18 protein-coding genes are annotated in these 17,098 nt (G+C 68.7%); 11 read left to right on the forward strand and 7 right to left on the reverse strand.

The features are described from left to right. Nucleotides 1-22: 22 nt before the first annotated feature. Nucleotides 23-1,516, forward strand: coding sequence for a cytochrome ubiquinol oxidase subunit I (locus NC7_RS23305; protein WP_067986644.1), 1,494 nt, complete (start codon nucleotides 23-25; stop codon nucleotides 1,514-1,516). Between the two features lie 9 nt (nucleotides 1,517-1,525). Beyond that, nucleotides 1,526-2,551, forward strand: a complete 1,026-nt coding sequence (gene cydB / locus NC7_RS23310) for a cytochrome d ubiquinol oxidase subunit II (protein WP_067986713.1) — start codon at nucleotides 1,526-1,528, stop codon at nucleotides 2,549-2,551. A gap of 36 nt (nucleotides 2,552-2,587) precedes the next feature. Here the strand turns inward: cydB and NC7_RS23315 are convergent, their stop codons facing one another. Further along, nucleotides 2,588-3,262, reverse strand: a complete 675-nt coding sequence (locus NC7_RS23315; protein WP_201449922.1) for a DUF5996 family protein — start codon at nucleotides 3,260-3,262, stop codon at nucleotides 2,588-2,590. A 10-nt stretch (nucleotides 3,263-3,272) separates the two neighbouring features. After that, the gene (locus tag NC7_RS29875) at nucleotides 3,273-3,491 is read right to left on the reverse strand and encodes a DUF5996 family protein (protein WP_201449923.1); all 219 of its coding nucleotides are present in this window, start codon (nucleotides 3,489-3,491) and stop codon (nucleotides 3,273-3,275) included. 222 nt (nucleotides 3,492-3,713) lie between these two features. Here NC7_RS29875 and NC7_RS29765 point away from each other — a divergent pair, with 222 nt between their 5' ends. From NC7_RS29765 to NC7_RS23335, 5 genes are all read left to right on the forward strand, one after another. Continuing rightward, complete coding sequence (locus NC7_RS29765; protein WP_176579731.1) at nucleotides 3,714-4,481, forward strand: hypothetical protein; 768 nt, start codon at nucleotides 3,714-3,716, stop codon at nucleotides 4,479-4,481. Nucleotides 4,482-4,631: 150 nt separating this feature from the next. Next, nucleotides 4,632-4,847, forward strand: coding sequence for a hypothetical protein (locus tag NC7_RS23320; protein WP_067986646.1), 216 nt, complete (start codon nucleotides 4,632-4,634; stop codon nucleotides 4,845-4,847). A gap of 70 nt (nucleotides 4,848-4,917) precedes the next feature. Continuing rightward, nucleotides 4,918-5,373: a MarR family winged helix-turn-helix transcriptional regulator gene (locus tag NC7_RS23325; RefSeq protein WP_067986648.1), complete on the forward strand. Its 456-nt coding sequence runs from the start codon at nucleotides 4,918-4,920 to the stop codon at nucleotides 5,371-5,373. Next, nucleotides 5,366-7,171 (forward strand): AMP-dependent synthetase/ligase, encoded by a 1,806-nt coding sequence (locus tag NC7_RS23330; RefSeq protein WP_067986650.1) that lies wholly within the window; start codon nucleotides 5,366-5,368, stop codon nucleotides 7,169-7,171. Before NC7_RS23325 ends, NC7_RS23330 begins: the two co-directional genes overlap by 8 nt. Before the next feature lie 52 nt (nucleotides 7,172-7,223). After that, nucleotides 7,224-8,024 (forward strand): alpha/beta fold hydrolase, encoded by an 801-nt coding sequence (locus NC7_RS23335; RefSeq protein ID WP_067986652.1) that lies wholly within the window; start codon nucleotides 7,224-7,226, stop codon nucleotides 8,022-8,024. Between the two features lie 32 nt (nucleotides 8,025-8,056). Here NC7_RS23335 and NC7_RS23340 read toward each other — a convergent pair whose 3' ends face one another. Further along, nucleotides 8,057-8,317, reverse strand: a complete 261-nt coding sequence (locus tag NC7_RS23340; protein ID WP_067986654.1) for a hypothetical protein — start codon at nucleotides 8,315-8,317, stop codon at nucleotides 8,057-8,059. Between the two features lie 608 nt (nucleotides 8,318-8,925). On the opposite strand from NC7_RS23340, the gene NC7_RS23345 reads away from it, so the two are divergent. Beyond that, complete coding sequence (locus tag NC7_RS23345) at nucleotides 8,926-9,114, forward strand: hypothetical protein (protein ID WP_067986656.1); 189 nt, start codon at nucleotides 8,926-8,928, stop codon at nucleotides 9,112-9,114. A 302-nt stretch (nucleotides 9,115-9,416) separates the two neighbouring features. Here the strand turns inward: NC7_RS23345 and NC7_RS23350 are convergent, their stop codons facing one another. Further along, nucleotides 9,417-9,986, reverse strand: a complete 570-nt coding sequence (locus NC7_RS23350; protein ID WP_201449924.1) for a TetR/AcrR family transcriptional regulator — start codon at nucleotides 9,984-9,986, stop codon at nucleotides 9,417-9,419. 93 nt (nucleotides 9,987-10,079) lie between these two features. On the opposite strand from NC7_RS23350, the gene NC7_RS23355 reads away from it, so the two are divergent. Then, on the forward strand, nucleotides 10,080-10,802 hold the full coding sequence (locus tag NC7_RS23355; protein WP_067986657.1) for an alpha/beta fold hydrolase: 723 nt from the start codon (nucleotides 10,080-10,082) through the stop codon (nucleotides 10,800-10,802). 166 nt (nucleotides 10,803-10,968) lie between these two features. On the opposite strand, the gene NC7_RS23360 is transcribed toward NC7_RS23355, so the two are convergent. The 3 genes from NC7_RS23360 to NC7_RS23370 all read right to left on the reverse strand — a co-directional run bounded on the left by NC7_RS23360 (nucleotide 10,969) and on the right by NC7_RS23370 (nucleotide 13,647). Further along, nucleotides 10,969-11,655, reverse strand: coding sequence for a type 1 glutamine amidotransferase domain-containing protein (locus tag NC7_RS23360; protein WP_067986659.1), 687 nt, complete (start codon nucleotides 11,653-11,655; stop codon nucleotides 10,969-10,971). Between the two features lie 126 nt (nucleotides 11,656-11,781). Continuing rightward, nucleotides 11,782-12,867, reverse strand: a complete 1,086-nt coding sequence (locus NC7_RS23365) for a PQQ-dependent sugar dehydrogenase (RefSeq protein ID WP_067986661.1) — start codon at nucleotides 12,865-12,867, stop codon at nucleotides 11,782-11,784. Between the two features lie 72 nt (nucleotides 12,868-12,939). Further along, complete coding sequence (locus NC7_RS23370) at nucleotides 12,940-13,647, reverse strand: hypothetical protein (RefSeq protein WP_067986663.1); 708 nt, start codon at nucleotides 13,645-13,647, stop codon at nucleotides 12,940-12,942. Between the two features lie 121 nt (nucleotides 13,648-13,768). Here NC7_RS23370 and NC7_RS23375 point away from each other — a divergent pair, with 121 nt between their 5' ends. Further along, nucleotides 13,769-15,055, forward strand: coding sequence for an ATP-grasp domain-containing protein (locus tag NC7_RS23375; RefSeq protein WP_067986665.1), 1,287 nt, complete (start codon nucleotides 13,769-13,771; stop codon nucleotides 15,053-15,055). Next, the gene (locus NC7_RS23380) at nucleotides 15,056-17,095 is read left to right on the forward strand and encodes a CocE/NonD family hydrolase (protein WP_067986667.1); all 2,040 of its coding nucleotides are present in this window, start codon (nucleotides 15,056-15,058) and stop codon (nucleotides 17,093-17,095) included. It begins immediately after the preceding gene. Nucleotides 17,096-17,098: the final 3 nt, after the last annotated feature.

The raw sequence follows: 17,098 nt of genomic DNA on the forward strand, positions 1-17,098 counted from the left end.
ACCGACGATGAGTACGTTGGCGATGAGCACGGTCGATATCTCGCGGTGGCAATTCGGTATCACCACGGTGTATCACTTCATCTTCGTGCCGCTCACCATCGGTCTCGCGCCGATCGTCGCGGGAATGCAGACAGCGTGGGTCGTCACCGGTGACGAGAAATGGTATCGGCTCACCAAATTCTTCGGCCGGTTGTTCCTGATCAATTTCGCGATCGGCGTGGCCACCGGCATCGTGCAGGAATTCCAGTTCGGGATGAATTGGAGCGAGTACTCCCGCTTCGTCGGAGACGTCTTCGGCGCGCCCTTGGCCTTCGAGGCACTGGTCGCCTTCTTCCTGGAATCGACGTTCCTCGGGCTGTGGATCTTCGGCTGGACCCGGCTGCCCAAACTCGTTCACCTGGCCACGATCTGGATCGTCGCGATCGGGGTGAATGCCTCGGCGTATTTCATCATCGCGGCCAACTCGTTCATGCAGCATCCGGTCGGCGCGCGTTTCAACCCGGAGACCGGTCGGGCCGAGCTGGAGAGCATCTGGGCCCTGCTCACCAACAACACCACGCTGGCCGCCTTTCCCCACGTGGTCGGTGGCGCGTTCCTCACCGCCGCGGTGTTCGTCGCGGGCATCTGCGGCTGGTTCATGGTGCGCGATATGCGCAGCGGTGACCCGGCGAGACAGTCCGACGCCGTCACGCTGTGGCGGCCGGCGGCCCGCGGTTCCCTGTACGTCGTAGCGGCCTCGATCGTGGTGGTCGCCCTGACCGGCGACATCCAGGGCAAGATCATGTTCGACCAGCAGCCGATGAAGATGGCGTCGGCTGAATCGTTGTGCCACACCGCGACCGACCCGAAGTTCTCGGTGCTCACCGTGGGCACCCACAACAACTGCGACAGTGTCGAGCATCTGATCGAGGTGCCCTACGTGCTGCCGTTCCTGGCCAAGGACCAGTTCACCGGTGTCACCTTGCAGGGAGTCGAGGACCTGCAACGTTCCTATGTCGAGCAGTACGGGCCGGGCAACTATCGGCCGAACCTCTTCGTCACCTACTGGTCCTTCCGCGCCATGGTCAGCTTGCTCGCGGGCCCGGCAGTGTTGCTGCTCGCCGGATTCTGGGTGACCCGACGCGGCCGGGCCCCCGACCAGCGCTGGTTCTCCTGGCTGAGTCTGCTCGCCATCCCCACCCCGTTCCTGGCCAACAGCGCGGGCTGGGTGTTCACCGAGATGGGCCGCCAGCCCTGGGTGGTCGTTCCCAACCGCACCGGTGACCTCACCATCCGGATGACCGTCGACCAGGGCGTGTCCGACCACGCGCCGAGTACCGTGCTGTTCTCCCTGATCGTGTTCACCGTGCTCTACGGTGCGCTCGCGGTGGTCTGGTACTACCTGATGCACCGGTACACCGTCGCGGGCCCGGCACCGGAATCATCCACGACACAGGATGATTCGGGCCCCGACGACGACGGTGGCGGCGGCAGGCACCGGGCCGAACCAGTCGAACAACTGTCGTTCGCCTACTAGGAGCCGATGATGAGTCTCGCGCAGTTCTGGTTCGTCCTCATCGGGATCCTGTTCACCGGCTACTTCGTGCTCGAGGGTTTCGATTTCGGTGTCGGCATGCTGATGCCGATCCTCGGGAAGGGGTCCGATACCCGTAGACGGGTCGTCCTCAACACGATCGGGCCGGTGTGGGACGGCAACGAAGTCTGGCTGATCACCGCGGGCGGTGCGATGTTCGCCGCGTTTCCCGAGTGGTACGCCAGCCTGTTCTCCGGGTTCTATCTGGCCCTGCTCCTGCTGCTGGTCGCCCTGATTCTGCGGATCTGCGCCATCGAATACCGGGCCAAGATCAACGACCCGCGCTGGCGGGCATGGTGCGACGCGGGCATCGGGATCGGTTCATGGGTGCCCGCGTTGGCGTGGGGGTGGGTGTTCGCCAACCTCGTGCGCGGTGTTCCGTTGAACGGTGACCGCCAGGTCGTCGGTTCGGTGTCGGACCTGCTCAGTCCGTACGCGCTGCTGGGCGGTGTGACGACAGCGGTGCTGTTCGCCCTGCACGGTGCCATCTTCCTGGCGCTCAAGACCGGTGGTGAGGTCCGCGACAGCGCCCGGCGGGCCGTGCGTGTGCTGTTCGTTCCCGCGGCGGTGATCGCGGGCGGCTTCGCCCTGTGGACGCAGCTCGCCTACGGCAGCGGCTGGACCTGGGGTGCGGTCGCCGCCGCGGTGCTCGGGCTGCTCGCCGCCGGTGGCGCCACCACAGTCGGCCGCGACGGCTGGGCCTTCGTCGGTACGACGCTCACCATCGCGGCGGCGACGGTCCTGCTGGTCGGCTCGCTCTACCCGAACGTGATGCCCTCCACCATCGACCCGGCGTTCGACCTCACCGTCGACAACGCCTCGTCGTCGCACTACACGTTGCAGGTGATGAGCTGGGCGGCGGTACTGGTGACGCCGGTGGTGTTGATCTACCAGGGCTGGACCTACTGGGTGTTCCGCAAGCGGTTGACCGTCGAACAGATCCCCGCGCCGACAGGGTTGCCGATCAAGCGGCCGTAACGCCCATCGGAATCGCTGGTGAAGCGCGGTACCCGTTCACGAGACCGGCGGTGGCTTCCCCAACCCGCTGTCGGCCAGCGTCTCGTCCCAATCACAGGTGCGGCAGCCGTGGGCGAACGCCGAGCGGGCGAACGACAGCGCGACGGCATGCGGATCGGACGCGGCGCACACGTCGTTCCAGTCGAGCACGAATTCGCCGAGCGTGTCGACCCAGCGTGCCTGCGACGGTTCGAGAGTCGCCGCGGCGAAGTCCTTGTTCGCGGGATAGGCGTAGGCGTAGAACGCGGCTCGGGGGTGGCGGGGATCGCCGGGCCACCAACCGACGGCGATCTCCTGAGCCGTCATGGCGTTGCGCATGATGAAGTCGTCCGAGGGCGGGGTCGCGTGGCGCCCGGAGAACAGGCTCACCGACAGGTCGAAACTGCCCCACCAGGCATTGACCGGCGTCGACCGGCCACGAAAGGGCGCACGGTAGTCCGCCAGCACCTGCGCCGCCCTGGTCGCCGCGGCGAAGTAGATGGCGACGGCGGCCCGGTCGTAGGTGTGGTGTTCGCGGTCCTCGTCGAGCGGGTCGGTCCATGGCACCTCTTGCGGCGTCGGATCGAAGGCGGGGTTGCCCGCCGCGGCGAGGACGTCGTGGGTGACGTCGGCGACGGCGCGGTTCGGGGTGAGCGGAACGCACCACTCCCGACCGTCGCTGTACTCCACCACCGCGGCGTGCCTACGCAGATCGAGGGCGACGACGAGCGCGCCCGGCCCCGTCGGAGGCGGGCAGCGGATCGGTCTCCCAGCCCCGTGCGGTCAGCCGTAGGGCGGCGTGCTGGAGTTGTGGTTGCGGTGGTGCCGACGCGACCGCGAGTTTGCCGAGGATCTGCGTGTAGGCGTGGAGAGTGTCGCAGGTCGCGTGCCACGAGGAATAGTCGAGCGTCGGCCAAGACATGGTCGTAACCTAACGCTGCGGAGGGCCGCGATCCGAGGCCGTGACAGAACCGGAACATCACCGGACGCGATCGCCGCGCCCTTTCAGCGCACGACCGGTGGATCTCGCCTCAGCGCAGCGTCCGGCCGTCGACTCGCGTAACACCACGGCCTCGGGATCCGACCGCATTGGTGCGTGGTTGGCCTCGAGCGACAGGACGGAGGGCAAGTGGCAGCGGGCCGAATGAGACGAACAGCTGCGGCGGCCGGAACCGTGGGAGTCCTCGGGCTCCTCGGCTACGGCGGCCTCGCGGCGGCGCAGCCGGTGTCCGTGCCCGGTGCTCCTGACAGCGCAACGATCCGGTTCGTCGCCGAACCAGGAGATCACGGCAACGGCGGCAACAACGGAAACTCCGACCCGGGCAACGGAAACGGCAACCAAGGAAACGGCGGCGGAAACCAGGGCAACAACGGCAACCCGAACCCCGGCAACGGAAACGGCAACCAGGGGAACGGGGGTGGGAACCAAGGAAGCAACCCCGGCAATCCACCTGCACCGCCCGCCCCCGAACCCGCTCCCGCGCCAGCAGCTCCCGCTCCAGCAGCTCCCGCGCCTGCGGCACCGGAGGCCCCACAACCAGAGGCACCCCAGCCCGACCCGGACGAATCCGGCGGCGCACCGGGTGAGGGCGCACCGGGCGGAGCCCCCGCCGCTCCGCCGGGCGGATCCGCTCCCGGCCCGGACTCCCCCGCGTCACCGGCCCCCGGCGGAGCCGCCGATCCACCCGCCGCTCCCGCACCCGGCGGCGGTCCCGGAGCTCCGGCCCACGACGTCACGCCCACCAGTGACACGGGAATCCTCCCCGACCCGAACCTCCTCTCGGTGATCGGCGGCCTGCTGGCCCTCGGCCTAGCCGGTGGCGGTTCGGCCGCGGTCAGTTTCCAGGGCGCGGCCCAGGCCCAAGCGCGGATCACCGCCGCCCGAGCCGAGTTCTTCGGCTCCCGTGCGTGAGCGTAGAAGCAGTCGGCACCGCCGGTAGCCGGTAGAGCTGCGTTCGTACCCCGTGGCAACCGGTGGCAGGCCACCGTGCTGGCCGCCGAGGGATTCGCGCGGGCGCGACCCCCGGCTTCCCAGCGTGCCCGCGCCCGAACGGAGCGAGCTGTGATCGCCGATGTGGCCGCCGCGCTGGGCAATACGCCCGCCGTCGCCCGCGCCTCCTACATCGACCCGAGGGTCGCCGAAGCGTTCGCCGGGGGCACGACGATTTCCCGGGCGCTGGACCGGGCCGCCCGGGCCGGGACCGACAGCCAACGTCGGGCGATCGTCGAACGAGCGGTGTCGCGGCTGCTCCGGGGCAGCGAACGCCGAGGCCGCTGAGACCCGGGGGTCATCGACACCACACCGGGGCAGTGCGTCGTCGGCGATCACCCGGCGATATAGTTGCGTCATGCAACACCGATCGGGTGGATGGTCGGCCGAGCTCGTCGCGGTCCACGACGCGCTCACGCAGATCGTCCGCGAAGTCATCGCGGCGCGGCCCGCGTCGGAGGGGATACCGTCGTTCGCGCAGCGCTCGGCGCTGTCCTACATCGAGCGGAATCCCGGCTGTCGTGCCACCGAGTTGGCCGAGGCATTCGGTGTGCACCGATCGACGGTGTCGCGGCAGCTGCGGACCTGCATCGAGGCGGGCTGGGTGACGGCGGGTGAGGGAAATTCCCGCGCGGGGTATCCGCTCACGCTGACCGACTCGGGTCGACGCGCCCACGCGGCCGCGGTCGAGCAGGATCTCGTGCTGCTCGATCAGCGCATGAACGACTGGACCGTCGACGACATCACCGACTTCGCCCGCGCCCTGCGGCGATTCCAGCGACCCGATCAGCACCTTGGAGGCGAGCATGCGTGAGTTCACCGCACCGGCCACGTTCACCATCGCCGATGACGACACCATCGTCGGCTCCGTCTACGCCCAGGCCGAACAGTTCCCGCGGCGGGTGCTGTTCTCCCGTCCCGTCGGGGACCGCTGGGTCGACGTCACCGCCGAGGAGTTCGCGCGCCTGGTGTCGGCGGTCGCCGAGGGCCTGATCGCCAACGGTGTGCGGGCGGGCGACCGGGTCGTCCTCGCGTCGGCGACCCGTTTCGAGTGGACGCTGTTCGATTTCGCGATCTGGGCCGCGGGTGCGGTCACCGTCCCCGTGTACGACTCGTCCTCCGCCGAGCAGGTGCGGTGGATCCTCGAGGACTCCGGTGCGGTGCTCGCGATCGTCGAGACCGCCCGGCACAAGGATCTGCTCGCGAACGCACCGGCGACGCTACGACGCGTGTTGGTCATCGATGACGGCGCCGAAGCACTGCTGATCGCCGAGGGCACCGACCGATCCGACGACTCCTTGCGCGAACGGCTCGCCGGGTTGCGCGCCGACGACCTCGCCTCGCTGGTGTACACCTCCGGCACCACCGGGCGCCCCAAGGGCTGCATGCTCACCCACCGCAACTTTCTCGCCGAGGTCCGAGGCATCCTGGCCGCGACCATCGGCGAGGTCGCCCGCCCGGGGCAACGGATGCTCACCTTCCTGCCGCTCGCGCACGTGCTGGCCAGGGCGGTGTCGCTGGCCGCGTTCGAAGCGGGCATGACGCAGGCGCACTGGGCGGACTTCAAGACGATCACCGGGCAGTTCACCCGCTTCCGCCCGCACACGATCCTCGGTGTGCCACGCGTCTTCGAGAAGGTGCGCGACGGTGCGGAGAAGAAGGCACGCGACGGCGGCGCGGTGCGGGCGGCCGTCTTCCGGTTCGCCGAGCGGACGGCGGTCCGCTGGAGTGAGAACCTCGACCACACCGGCGGATTCGCCCGGCGGCCCTCGCCGCTGCTGCGGGCCGAGTACGCGCTGTGCGACCGGCTGGTGTACGCCCCGCTGCGGGCGGCGCTGGGTGGGGATTGCGAATTCGTCATCTCCGGTGGCGGCGCGTTGACACCTCGGCTCGGGCATTTCTTCCGTGGTGTCGGTGTGCCGGTCTACGAGGGCTACGGCCTGACCGAATCCACCGCGGCGCACTGTGTGAACGTGCCGGGCGCGGTGAAGATCGGCTCGGTGGGACGACCGTTGGGCGGCAACGCCGTTCGGCTCGCCGAGGACGGCGAGATCGAGGTGTCCGGCGGCGTGGTCTTCGCCGGGTACTGGCGCGGCGAGGACGCCACCGCCTCCGCGTCGCACGACGGTTGGTTGCGCACCGGCGATCTCGGTGCCATCGATGCCGACGGGTTCCTGTCGATCACCGGGCGCAAGAAGGACCTGCTCGTCACCGCGGGCGGCAAGAACGTCTCCCCCGGGCCGATGGAGGACCGAATCCGCTCGCACGCGCTGATCTCGCAGGCCGTCGTGCTCGGCGACGCTCGCTCGTTCATCACGGCGCTGATCACCGTCGACCCGGAGGCGTTCACCGCATGGAAGGCGGCCACCGATCGACCGGCCGACGCGACCGTCGCCGACCTGCGCACGGATCCGGCGCTGCTCGCCGAGGTCCAACAGGCGATCGACGACGCGAACAGCACCGTGTCGCACGCCGAATCCATCAAGAAGTTCGTGGTCCTCGACCGCGACCTCACCGAGGAATCCGGGGAACTCACCGCCACCCTCAAGGTGAAGCGGCACGTGGTCGCGCAGCGATTCGCCGATGACATCGATGCCATGTACGGGGCCTGAGGAGCCGGGCACCGTAGCTCGGCGCGTGCCACGCTGACGGTAAGGTTCGACGATGCCCCTCGCTTCGCTCAACGGCATCCAGCTCAACTACGACGTCACCGGCTCGGGCCCGCTCGTCCTGCTCGTGATGGGAAGCGGCAGCCCCGGCCGGGTCTGGCGCAGCTATCAAGTGCCCGCGCTCGTCGGAGCCGGGTTCCGAGTCGTCACCGTCGACAATCGTGGGATCGCGCCGTCCTCGGAGTCGGCGCGGGGCATCACCATGGCCGACCTGGTCGGTGACACCGCGGCGCTGATCGAGCATCTCGGCGCACCTGCCCACGTGGTCGGCACGTCCATGGGTTCGCGGGTGGTCGCCGAGCTGGCGCTGGCTCGTCCCGAATTGCTCGGCAAGGCCGTGATGTTCGCGGCGACCGCACGCCCGCACCCGGTGTCGAGCACGCTCAACCGGGGCGAGCAAGCGTTGTTCGACAAGGGAATTCAGTTGCCGCCGGAATACGCGGCCGCGGTCAAGGCCATGCTCAACCTGTCACCGCACACCCTGGCCGATCCGGCCAAGGCCCAGGAGTGGCTCGACATCTTCGAATTCACCTCGGGCAAGGGCACTCCCGGCACCCGGGCCCAGCTCGGTCTCGACCGTTCCCAGGATCGGCGCGAAGCCTACCGCCATATCACCGTCCCCAGCCTGGTGGTCGGTTTCGCCGACGACCAGATGGTCCCGCCCACGTTCTGCCGCGAAGTCGCCGAATCGATCCCGACCGCCCGCTACACCGAGATCGAGCGCTGCGGCCACTACGGCTACCTCGAACGCCCCGACGAGGTGAACCGCGTCCTCATCGAGTTCCTCACCGCGTGAGGCGCTGAGAGATTTCGCGCATCGCGGGGTGGTCAGGCCCCGAGCAGGCGGACTTCGCTGTCCAGCAGGGCCGCCTGTTCGGTCAGCGCGGTCGGGTCGGGGTTGCGGCCCAGTCGCTGGACCACGTCGGCGCGGGTGGCGACGACCATCCCGTTCCGCCCGTCCTCGGCGATCCGCACTCGGCCGCCTTCGAGAACCAGGCAGGCTTGTGCGTCCTCGGCGCTCAGGAGTTCACGCAGCAGGTCGACAGTGACCAGGTCCGGTGCGGTGCCTTCGTGCTCGTCAGTTGCCATGGTGGGCGCTTGCCCACGGATTCCTCGCCCCAAACATCGTGTTCGACGCCTGCGGCGGGCAAGATCGGAGGTGGAGGGAGCGTCGAGGTCTGCGGTCCCCGCCGCTCGCTCCACCAGCCAGGAGTGTACCAATTGCGTTGCACGCCAACCACTTTCGTGTCTCATCTCACCCAGCCACCGAGCGGCGCCGGTGAGGCACGAGGCGACACCCCTGGCGACCGTGACCAGCCTTGTCGGGCGGGAAAACCGGGATCGTTCCGCGCCCCTCCGGTGACCATTCAGCGCTATCCGGACACCGCCCAGGTGCCATCAAGTGTGCTATTCGACGACCATTCGACGCCATTGGCGCGTGCGTATGTCATTGGTCACAATTCTCGCTTCTGGAAGAATTCCGGCCTCTACCGGGATCGGCACTACGGGTTCGCAGGCTCGTAACCGAGCACACGTGAGGAGAGGCTGCCGCGAAAGATGTGCGCGGGTGTGCAGAGGGGTGCCGCGCGGGGATTGCCCGCCGAACGACTGCGAATGGTGAACCGACGGAGTCCTGGCTGACATCTCAGGGAGTAGGGCGCCTCTGGGCCCGCTCATCCGAATTGGAGGCCTGACTCATGATGAAGAAACCTGCCGCCGCTGCCGCGACCGCTGCCCTGATTGCGCTCAGCGGACTCACCGCCGCCACCACCTCCGCGACCGCCGAAAATGCTTGCGATTTCAACCTCTGCCTGTGGGCGAACCCCGATCAGACCGGTCCATACTGGGCGCAGCTCGACAGCAGCCTCTGCAACGTGCTGCTCTGACCCGAGGGCGGAATCGACGGGGCTCGCTATGAGTCCAACCGGTCGCACCGGACGTGGGAATTCTTCCCCAACCCCGACTGCTCACCGTGGGAAGAACAGATTCTGTCCACTCCCGGCTCGGAAGGACCGACACCGACGGTGGTGCGGTCGATTCGCGCGATCGGCTGATACGCACCGTTTCACCGCGGTTCGGTTCGCGCGCAGCGTGGTGGTTCGGTGGCGGAGGCGCGTAGTTCGTAGCGGTACCAGGCGTAGCCGGAGACCACGACGCTCGCGGACGGCAGCCACCGGTCGACCACGCTTCACACCGTCGGCGAACTCACCCCGCGCAGGATGACCCCCACCACCGTGCGGACATAGGACTCGCTGAACGTTTCGCCGCGCAACACGACATGTGTCCACAACGACCCCGCGAGCAGGTCGATGACGAACGCCGGATCGAGCCCGGCCGAGATCTCACCCCGGGCGACGGCGCGGTCGAAGATCACCCGCTCACGTGCGAGACGGTCACCGAAGAAGCGCTGCCCCACCGAGGCGAGTTCGGGGCGTGCGGCCGACGCGGACAGCACCGCCCTGACGATGGGCGAGGTGTCCTCGGAGCTCAGCAGCCGCCCGATCTCGAGCCCGAGGGCGACGAGGTCGCCCGCGAAGCCACCGGTGTCGGGGATCGAAAGGCGCAGGGGCGCGGCAACAGTGAGCGCGGCGGCCAGCAGCGCGTCTTTCGACGGCCACCAGCGATAGAGCGTTGTTTTGTTCACCCCGGACTGCCGGGCGACCGCTTCCATCGTGAGGTTGTCGTAGCCGTCGCGTGCCAGCAGCTCGAGGGCACAGAGGTAGATGGTTTCGGCTTTTCGCGGGCCCGAGGTCGTCACTCGGCAACGATACAACGCAACGTTGCGTTGCACAGCCCCCAGCGCTACATTTGCAACGCAACGTTGCGTTGCATTATCGAAGGAGGGGTAGCTATGCCGGAACGACTACCGGTGGTGTTCGTCCACGGAATACGGATGAGTGGAGCGGCTTGGACGGCGGTCACCGACCGTGTCGACCGGGTGCGCCCCGTCGCCACGGTCGACCTGCCCGGCCACGGAAGCCGCCGCGGCGAACGGTTCACTGTCGCGGGTTCGGTCGAAACGATCTGCGGGGCAATAGATTCGGTGGGCGGTCAGGCCTTGGTTGTCGGGCACTCGCTGGGCGGCTACCTCGGCATCGCCGGTGCGGGCAGCGCTCCGGAGAAGGTGGCGGGGCTCGTGGTCGCGGGGTCGACCTGTGTCCCGACACGCGTGCGGATGACGCCGTTCACCCTGATGCACCGCGTGCTGTCCGGACGGGCCGACGGCGGTCACCGGGCGAGCTCACGACTGTTTCACCGCGTGCTGCCTGTGCCTGTCGCCCACGCCGTCGTGGACGCGGGTATCGCTACGGAGGTGATCCCCGATGTCGTCGAGGCGCTGTGCGGCTTCGATGTACTCGCCGCCCTGGACTCCTACTCGGGACCGACGACGCTGGTGAACGGCCGCCACGACCACTTCCGTCTGCAGGAGCACCGTTTCCTGCGGCATTGCCGCGACGGCCGACTGGTCGTCGTCCCGCGCGCCGGACACTATCTGCCCCTCATCCACACGGAACGGTTCGCCGAGCTGGTACTCGAGGCCGCGACGGCGGCCGAGGGCACCGTCCGCCGCTGACCGCTTCGTTCCCCGACGGCGGCGCTTACCAGTCGGTTCGGCGCCGACGTCGAGGTGCTGCCGTCGAGCAGGTGTGAGCACACTCTGATCGCATGGGCGCTCGACCTGGATCACTCGGTAGGGCGCGAGCGCTGGATGCGACCGGTGTCGGCGATCGCTTCCGGGTTCAGGCGAGCGCTTTGAGCACCGCGGCGGCCAGCGGGGCCGACGAAGCGGGGTTCTGGCCGGTGAACAGGTTGCGGTCGGTGACGACGTGCGGGGCCCAGGGTTGACCCGAGCTGTAGTCCGCGCCGAGGGCGACGAGGCGGTCCTCGAGCAACCACTTCGCCTTGTCGGCGAAGCCCGCCTGGGTTTCCTCGGCGTTGCTGAAACCGGTGAGACGGTAACCGGCGAACGGCGAGGCGTCGCCGGTGGCCAACAGCGCGGCGGGCGCGTGGCAGACGACAGCGAGCGGCTTGCGCGAGGCGAGGGCGGCTGTGAGGAGCTCGGCCGAATCCTTGTTCACGGCAAGGTCTTCCATCGGCCCGTGGCCACCCGGGTAGTAGACGGCATCGAATTCGGCCAGGTCGACGTCTTCCAGGCGCACCGGGTCGCGCAGTTCCTTCGCGCCGTCGACGACGTCCCTGATCCGTTGTGCTCCCGCGGCGCCGCCGTTGACCTCGGCCTCGAGACTGCCCGCGTCGACGGGCGGGACGACGCCACCCGGGGTGGCGACAACCACTTGGTGACCGGCCCCGGTGAACGCCTCGTAGGGCGCGACGAATTCCTCGGCCCAGTAGCCGGTGGGGTGTTCGGTGCCGTCGGCAAGGGTCCAGTGATCCGCGCCGGTCATCACGAACAGAAATTTCGCCATCGAAGCTCCTTCGGGCTGAGTGGGGAGACCACCTGTCGAACGGTTCCGCCACCCGAAGGTAGGCCCGGTCGCATCCGTTGACCAATAGACTTGCCGATACCGGACATCGAAACAACGATGGGTCGATCAGCGGGCGGGGAAGCGCAGGATCCGGTCGTCGCCGTCCCGGAGGTCACCGCGACCGTCGGTATTGGAGGTGGTGAGCCAGAGGGCACCGTCGGGAGCGACGACGACAGTGCGCAACCTGCCGTAGGTGTCGCGCAGGTAGTCGCGGGGCGCGACCAGGACCTCACCGGAAAGCTTTGCCGTCCAGAGTCTTTCGCCACGCAGGGCGGCGACGTAGAGGGTGTCGCCCGCGATGGCGATACCGGAGGGCGAGGCCTCCTCGGTCGACCAGGTGAGCAGCGGATCGGTGAACCCCCGGTCGGCACCGCCTCCGCCTTCCACGTCGGGCCACCCGTAGTTGCGGCCGGGTTCGATGCGGTTGATCTCGTCGAGGCGGTTCTGACCGAACTCCGCCGCGTACAGGGCGCCGGTCGCGTCCCAGGCCAACCCCTGCACATTGCGGTGCCCTGTGCTCAGCACCGGAGAACCGGGTGTCGGATTTCCCGGTGCGGGCGCCCCCTCGGCGGTCAGCCGCAGGATCTTGCCGTTCGGACTGGTCGGGTCCTGCGACAGCGACGGCCGCCCCGCGTCCCCGGTGCCGACGTACAGCATTCCGTCGGGCCCGAACGCGATACGCCCACCATTGTGGTTGCCCGCCTTGGCGATTCCGGCGAAGACCACCTCCACTGGACCGCCGGGCCGGAACCGGACGACGCGATTGTCGTCGGCCGAGGTGAAGTAGGCGTACACGTAGTCCTCGCGGACCGCCAGCCCGAGCAGCCCGCCTTCCCCGCGCGCCACCACACCCGGCACCTCCAAGAACGGCTCGGGCGGACGCCCCGACACCACCCGCAGAATCCGCCCGGAGTCCCGTTCGGCCACCAGTGCGGCACCGTCGGCCAGGAAGGTGAGGCCCCACGGCACCTCGATGCCCTGCGCGACCACCTCGGGTGCCCCGAGATCTGGCAGGCCGTCGGTCCGGCTCGGCGCGGTCGAGGAGGCGATCGGCGAGGTGGGCGGGCTCGTCCGCTCGCTCGCGCACGCCGTCGCCGAAACGACCGCCGCGACGACCGCGATCAGCCGCCGTGCCACCGCTCTGCCGCCCATCAGCCAGCGCTCCGTCCCGGTGGGCGCCCCTTCACCCGACCACCGACATCGAGGATATCCGGGGCGACTGCGCTAGAGCTCCCGCTCGCGGCGCTGGTCTTCGACGGCTCGGCGACGCTCTTGCTCGCGATAACCGTAGGTCGCCTTGCGCACGGTCACGTCGTCTTCGAGACCGGAGCCGACCGCGCCCGCCACCGTGCCGAGCACCGTCGCCACCAACGCGATCGTCAGATAGTCGGACGGGCCGCAGGGCCGAGCGAGGGTGGTGCTCAGGTAGTCCGGCGGGACGACGACGGCCACCGCCACCAGGGTGATGGCGTACAGCGCGAGGAAGAACACGATCGTGCCGACAGCGACCGTGGTCACCGTTCCCGCGTTGCGCAGGGCGAGGTAGCGATCGTCGCGCCCGATCGTCCGTTGTTCCCACAGGCCGTGCCCGGCGATGATCCACGCCGAGAGGGCGCTCAGGGCCGCTACCGTCATCCCCGCCAACCGCAGCGGCCCCATCGCCGTGGCCAGCGACCAGATCGACGAGTACAGCACGCCGAACGCTGTCCCCGCCATCGCCCCGGCCAACGCCGAGGACAATCCCATCACCAGCTGCCACGGCCGGTTCGCGCGCACCATCCCCGCCAGCAGCGACAGCGAGCCGAACCGCCCCGACCGCACCATCCGCCATTCACCCTCGTGCTCCACCACCCGCAGCCCGTGCGGAGCCGGTGGCGCGAGGCCCGCCCGGTCGCGCGAGCGCAGCAGCGCGACCTGATGTCCGTCGACCACCTGTCCTCGCCGTGCACAACATCTCACTGCCCGCGCGTTCCCGCATCCGCCGCCGGGAAACGACCAGAGATCGCAAGGTCATGCACTGTTTCGGACCACCCGTTCCGGTTAGACGCCACCCATGACGAAGAATGTTTTCGTACCCGGCCTGACCGAATTGCAGCGCGCCGAGATCAGCACGGTGGAGATTTCCGGCGGTCTGCGCCTGCACGGCCTGCTCGACTACGAGTCGCTGGTGGAGGCCGAGGAGTTCGATTTCGACGAGTTGCTCGACCGGGCCCGCGCCGAACTGCGGGCCTTCGACGGATCGGTGGACGCCATCATCGCCCACTGGGACTTCCCCACCAGCGTGATCGTGCCCATCCTCGCCGCGGAGCACGGCCTGCCCGCACCGAGCTTGGACAGCGTGCTGCGCTCGGAGCACAAATTGTGGAGCCGGGTGCTGCAACGCGAGTCCGTGCCCGAATGCGTGCCCGACTTCTGCGGTTTCGATCCGTTCGACCCGAACGCCCTCGACAGCATCGACCTGGACTTCCCGTTCTGGGTCAAGCCGGTGAAGGCCCACTCGTCACAGCTGGGTTTCGAGGTGCGCGATCGCGCGGAATTCGCGGCGGCCGTCGAGACCATCCGCGCCGAGATCGGCCGCATCGCCGACCCGTTCGATCAGGCCCTCGCCCGCGTGACGGTGCCGGAGGAAGTGCGGGTGGCCGGGGGCCGCACGTGCCTGGCCGAGCAGATCGTCACCGGAACCCAGGCCGCGCCGGAGGGTTCGATGGCCGACGGCGAGTACCGGATACACGGCGTGTTCGACATGCGCAAGGACGCCACCGGTCACAGCTTCGCCCACCTGGACTACCCCGCGCGCACGGTGCCGGAGTCGGTGCGCGACACCATGATCGAGGTCACCGAACGCTATCTGCGCCACGTCGGCTACGACAACGGTTGCTTCAACTCCGAGTTCATGTGGGACGCCGACACCGGGCAATTGTGGTTGATCGAGATCAACACCCGCATCTCCCAGTCGCACAGCGATCTGTTCGTCAAGGTCGACGGCACCTCCAACCACACCGTCGCCATCGACGTCGCGCTCGGCCACGCCCCCGAGATGCCCCACCGGAAGGGACATTTCGCGGTCGCCGCGCAATGCATGGTGCCGTGCTACGAGGACGGTGTCGTGACCCGCGTCCCCGACAAGTCGCGGATCGATGCGCTGCGCCGCAGGTTCCCGGACACCGTGGTGAACATCGACGTGGCGCCGGGCGATCGGCTCTCGCAGCTGCCCAACCAGGACCCCTACCGCTACAAACTGGCCACCCTGTACCTCGGCGCCGCCGACCACGACGAGCTCGAGCAGCGCTACCAGGACTGTCTCGCGGCATTGCCGTTCGAATTCGAGGAGGTCGATTGAGTGCACACGGTCGAGTCGTTCCCGTACGAGGTGCGGGTCACCGAGAACGTTTTCATCCCGATGCGCGACGGCGCGCGACTGGCGGCCCGCATCTGGCGGCCGGTCACCGAGGAACCGTTGCCCGCGGTGTTCGAGTACATCCCCTATCGCAAGCGGGACCTGACCCGCGGCCGTGACGCACTGAACCACCCCTACCTGGCGGGCCACGGGTATGTGTCGGTGCGGGTGGATCTACGCGGCAGCGGCGACTCCGACGGCGTGCTCCACGACGAGTACCTGCGAGCCGAGCACGACGACGCCTGCGACGTCATCGCGTGGCTGGCCGAACAACCCTGGTGCGACGGCAATGTCGGCATGATGGGCATCTCGTGGGGCGGATTCAACAGCCTGCAGGTCGCCGCGCGTCGGCCACCGGCGCTCAAGGCCGTCATCAGCGCGTCGGCGACCGAGGACCTCTACGTCGACAACATGCACTACATGGGTGGCTGCCTGCTGTCGGACAACTTGTCCGAGGCGACGGTGATGTTCGCGTTCAACAGTCTCCCGCCCGACCCCGCCATCGTCGGCGACCGGTGGCGGGAGATGTGGCACGAACGCCTGTCGGGCAGCGGCCTGTGGATCGAGCCGTGGCTGGAACACCAACGCCGCGACGACTATTGGAAGCGTGCCTCGGTGAACGAGGACTACAGCGCGGTGCGGTGCCCGGTGCTCGCCGTCGGCGGCTGGGCCGACGGGTACACCAACGCGATCTTCCGCCTGCTCGAGCATCTCGACGTGCCGCGTCTCGGGTTGATCGGCCCCTGGGGCCACAAGTACCCGCACCTTGGCGTGCCAGGTCCCGCGATCGGATTCCTGCAGGAGACGGTGCGGTGGTGGGATCACTGGCTCAAGGGTCGTGACACCGCGATCATGGACGAACCGATGTTGCGGGTGTGGTTGCAGGACAGCGTTTCCCCGCATCCGTCCTACGAGGACCGCCCCGGCCGCTGGGTGGGTGAACCGAGCTGGCCGTCGGCGAACATCCAGCCGCGCCGGTTCGGCCTCGGTCGCTATTCGCTGACCGAGGAGTCCGCACCGGCACACACCCTGCACGTGCAGTCGCCGTTGAGCGTCGGCATGTTCGCGGGCAAGTGGGCGTCCTATGCCGCGACCCCCGACCTGCCGTCGGACCAGCGCGACGAGGACGGCGGCTCGCTGGTTTTCGAGACCGAGGCACTCGAGCAACCGTGCGAGATCCTCGGCCTACCCACGCTCGACCTCGAGGTCTCCGCCGATCGTCCGAACGCGATGCTGGCCGCCAGACTGTCGGATGTGGCACCCAACGGCGAGGCGACCCGGGTGACCTACGGTCTGCTCAACCTCACCCACCGGGACGGCAGCGCCGAACCACAGCCGCTCGAACCGGGCCGTACCTACCGGGTGCGGTTGCCGCTCAACGGGATCGCGCACTCCTTCCCGCCGGGCCACCGGATCCGACTGTCGGTGTCGTCGTCGTACTGGCCGCTGGCGTGGCCGTCCCCGGAACCGGTGATGCTCGCCGTCCACACCGGCGCGAGCACGCTGACCCTGCCGGAACGGGCACCGCGCCCGGAGGACGCCGCCCTTCGCCCCTTCGGCGAACCGGAGACCGCGCCACCCGCGCCCACGACGCAGGTCGAACCGGGACAACACCATTGGAAGGTCGAACGCGACCTGGCCAGCGGGGTGTCCACCCTGGAGATCGAGAACGACCAGGGCACGATGGTGCTCGACGACACCGGTACCTCGGTGCGCCGCGCCACCACGGAATGGTTCAGCTTCCAGGACAACGACGTCACCTCGGTGCGTGGCCAGACCCGAACGGTGCGCCGCCTCGAACGCGACGACTGGCGGACCGAGGTGGTCACCGACACCGTATTGCGCTGCACCGCCGAGGAGTTCGTCATCGACGCCCAGCTCGACGCCTACGAACTGGAGGACTCCCCCGCCGACCCGCGCACGCTGCGCAACCGGGTGTACTCACAGAACTGGCACCGCCGGATCCCCCGCGACCTCGTCTGAGCC

It is taken from the genome of Nocardia caishijiensis NBRC 108228, from assembly GCF_001612825.1.
In the GTDB taxonomy this organism is placed as follows: Bacteria; Actinomycetota; Actinomycetes; order Mycobacteriales; family Mycobacteriaceae; genus Nocardia; species Nocardia caishijiensis.

Coding starts and splice junctions, on each gene's coding strand:
- NC7_RS23305 (WP_067986644.1), top strand. CDS start 23: ATGAGCACGGTCGATATCTCGCGGTGGCAATTCGGTATCACCACGGTG.
- cydB (WP_067986713.1), top strand. CDS start 1,526: ATGAGTCTCGCGCAGTTCTGGTTCGTCCTCATCGGGATCCTGTTCACC.
- NC7_RS29875 (WP_201449923.1), bottom strand. CDS start 3,491: ATGTCTTGGCCGACGCTCGACTATTCCTCGTGGCACGCGACCTGCGAC.
- NC7_RS29765 (WP_176579731.1), top strand. CDS start 3,714: ATGAGACGAACAGCTGCGGCGGCCGGAACCGTGGGAGTCCTCGGGCTC.
- NC7_RS23325 (WP_067986648.1), top strand. CDS start 4,918: ATGCAACACCGATCGGGTGGATGGTCGGCCGAGCTCGTCGCGGTCCAC.
- NC7_RS23330 (WP_067986650.1), top strand. CDS start 5,366: ATGCGTGAGTTCACCGCACCGGCCACGTTCACCATCGCCGATGACGAC.
- NC7_RS23335 (WP_067986652.1), top strand. CDS start 7,224: ATGCCCCTCGCTTCGCTCAACGGCATCCAGCTCAACTACGACGTCACC.
- NC7_RS23340 (WP_067986654.1), bottom strand. CDS start 8,317: ATGGCAACTGACGAGCACGAAGGCACCGCACCGGACCTGGTCACTGTC.
- NC7_RS23345 (WP_067986656.1), top strand. CDS start 8,926: ATGATGAAGAAACCTGCCGCCGCTGCCGCGACCGCTGCCCTGATTGCG.
- NC7_RS23355 (WP_067986657.1), top strand. CDS start 10,080: ATGCCGGAACGACTACCGGTGGTGTTCGTCCACGGAATACGGATGAGT.
- NC7_RS23360 (WP_067986659.1), bottom strand. CDS start 11,655: ATGGCGAAATTTCTGTTCGTGATGACCGGCGCGGATCACTGGACCCTT.
- NC7_RS23365 (WP_067986661.1), bottom strand. CDS start 12,867: ATGGGCGGCAGAGCGGTGGCACGGCGGCTGATCGCGGTCGTCGCGGCG.
- NC7_RS23375 (WP_067986665.1), top strand. CDS start 13,769: ATGACGAAGAATGTTTTCGTACCCGGCCTGACCGAATTGCAGCGCGCC.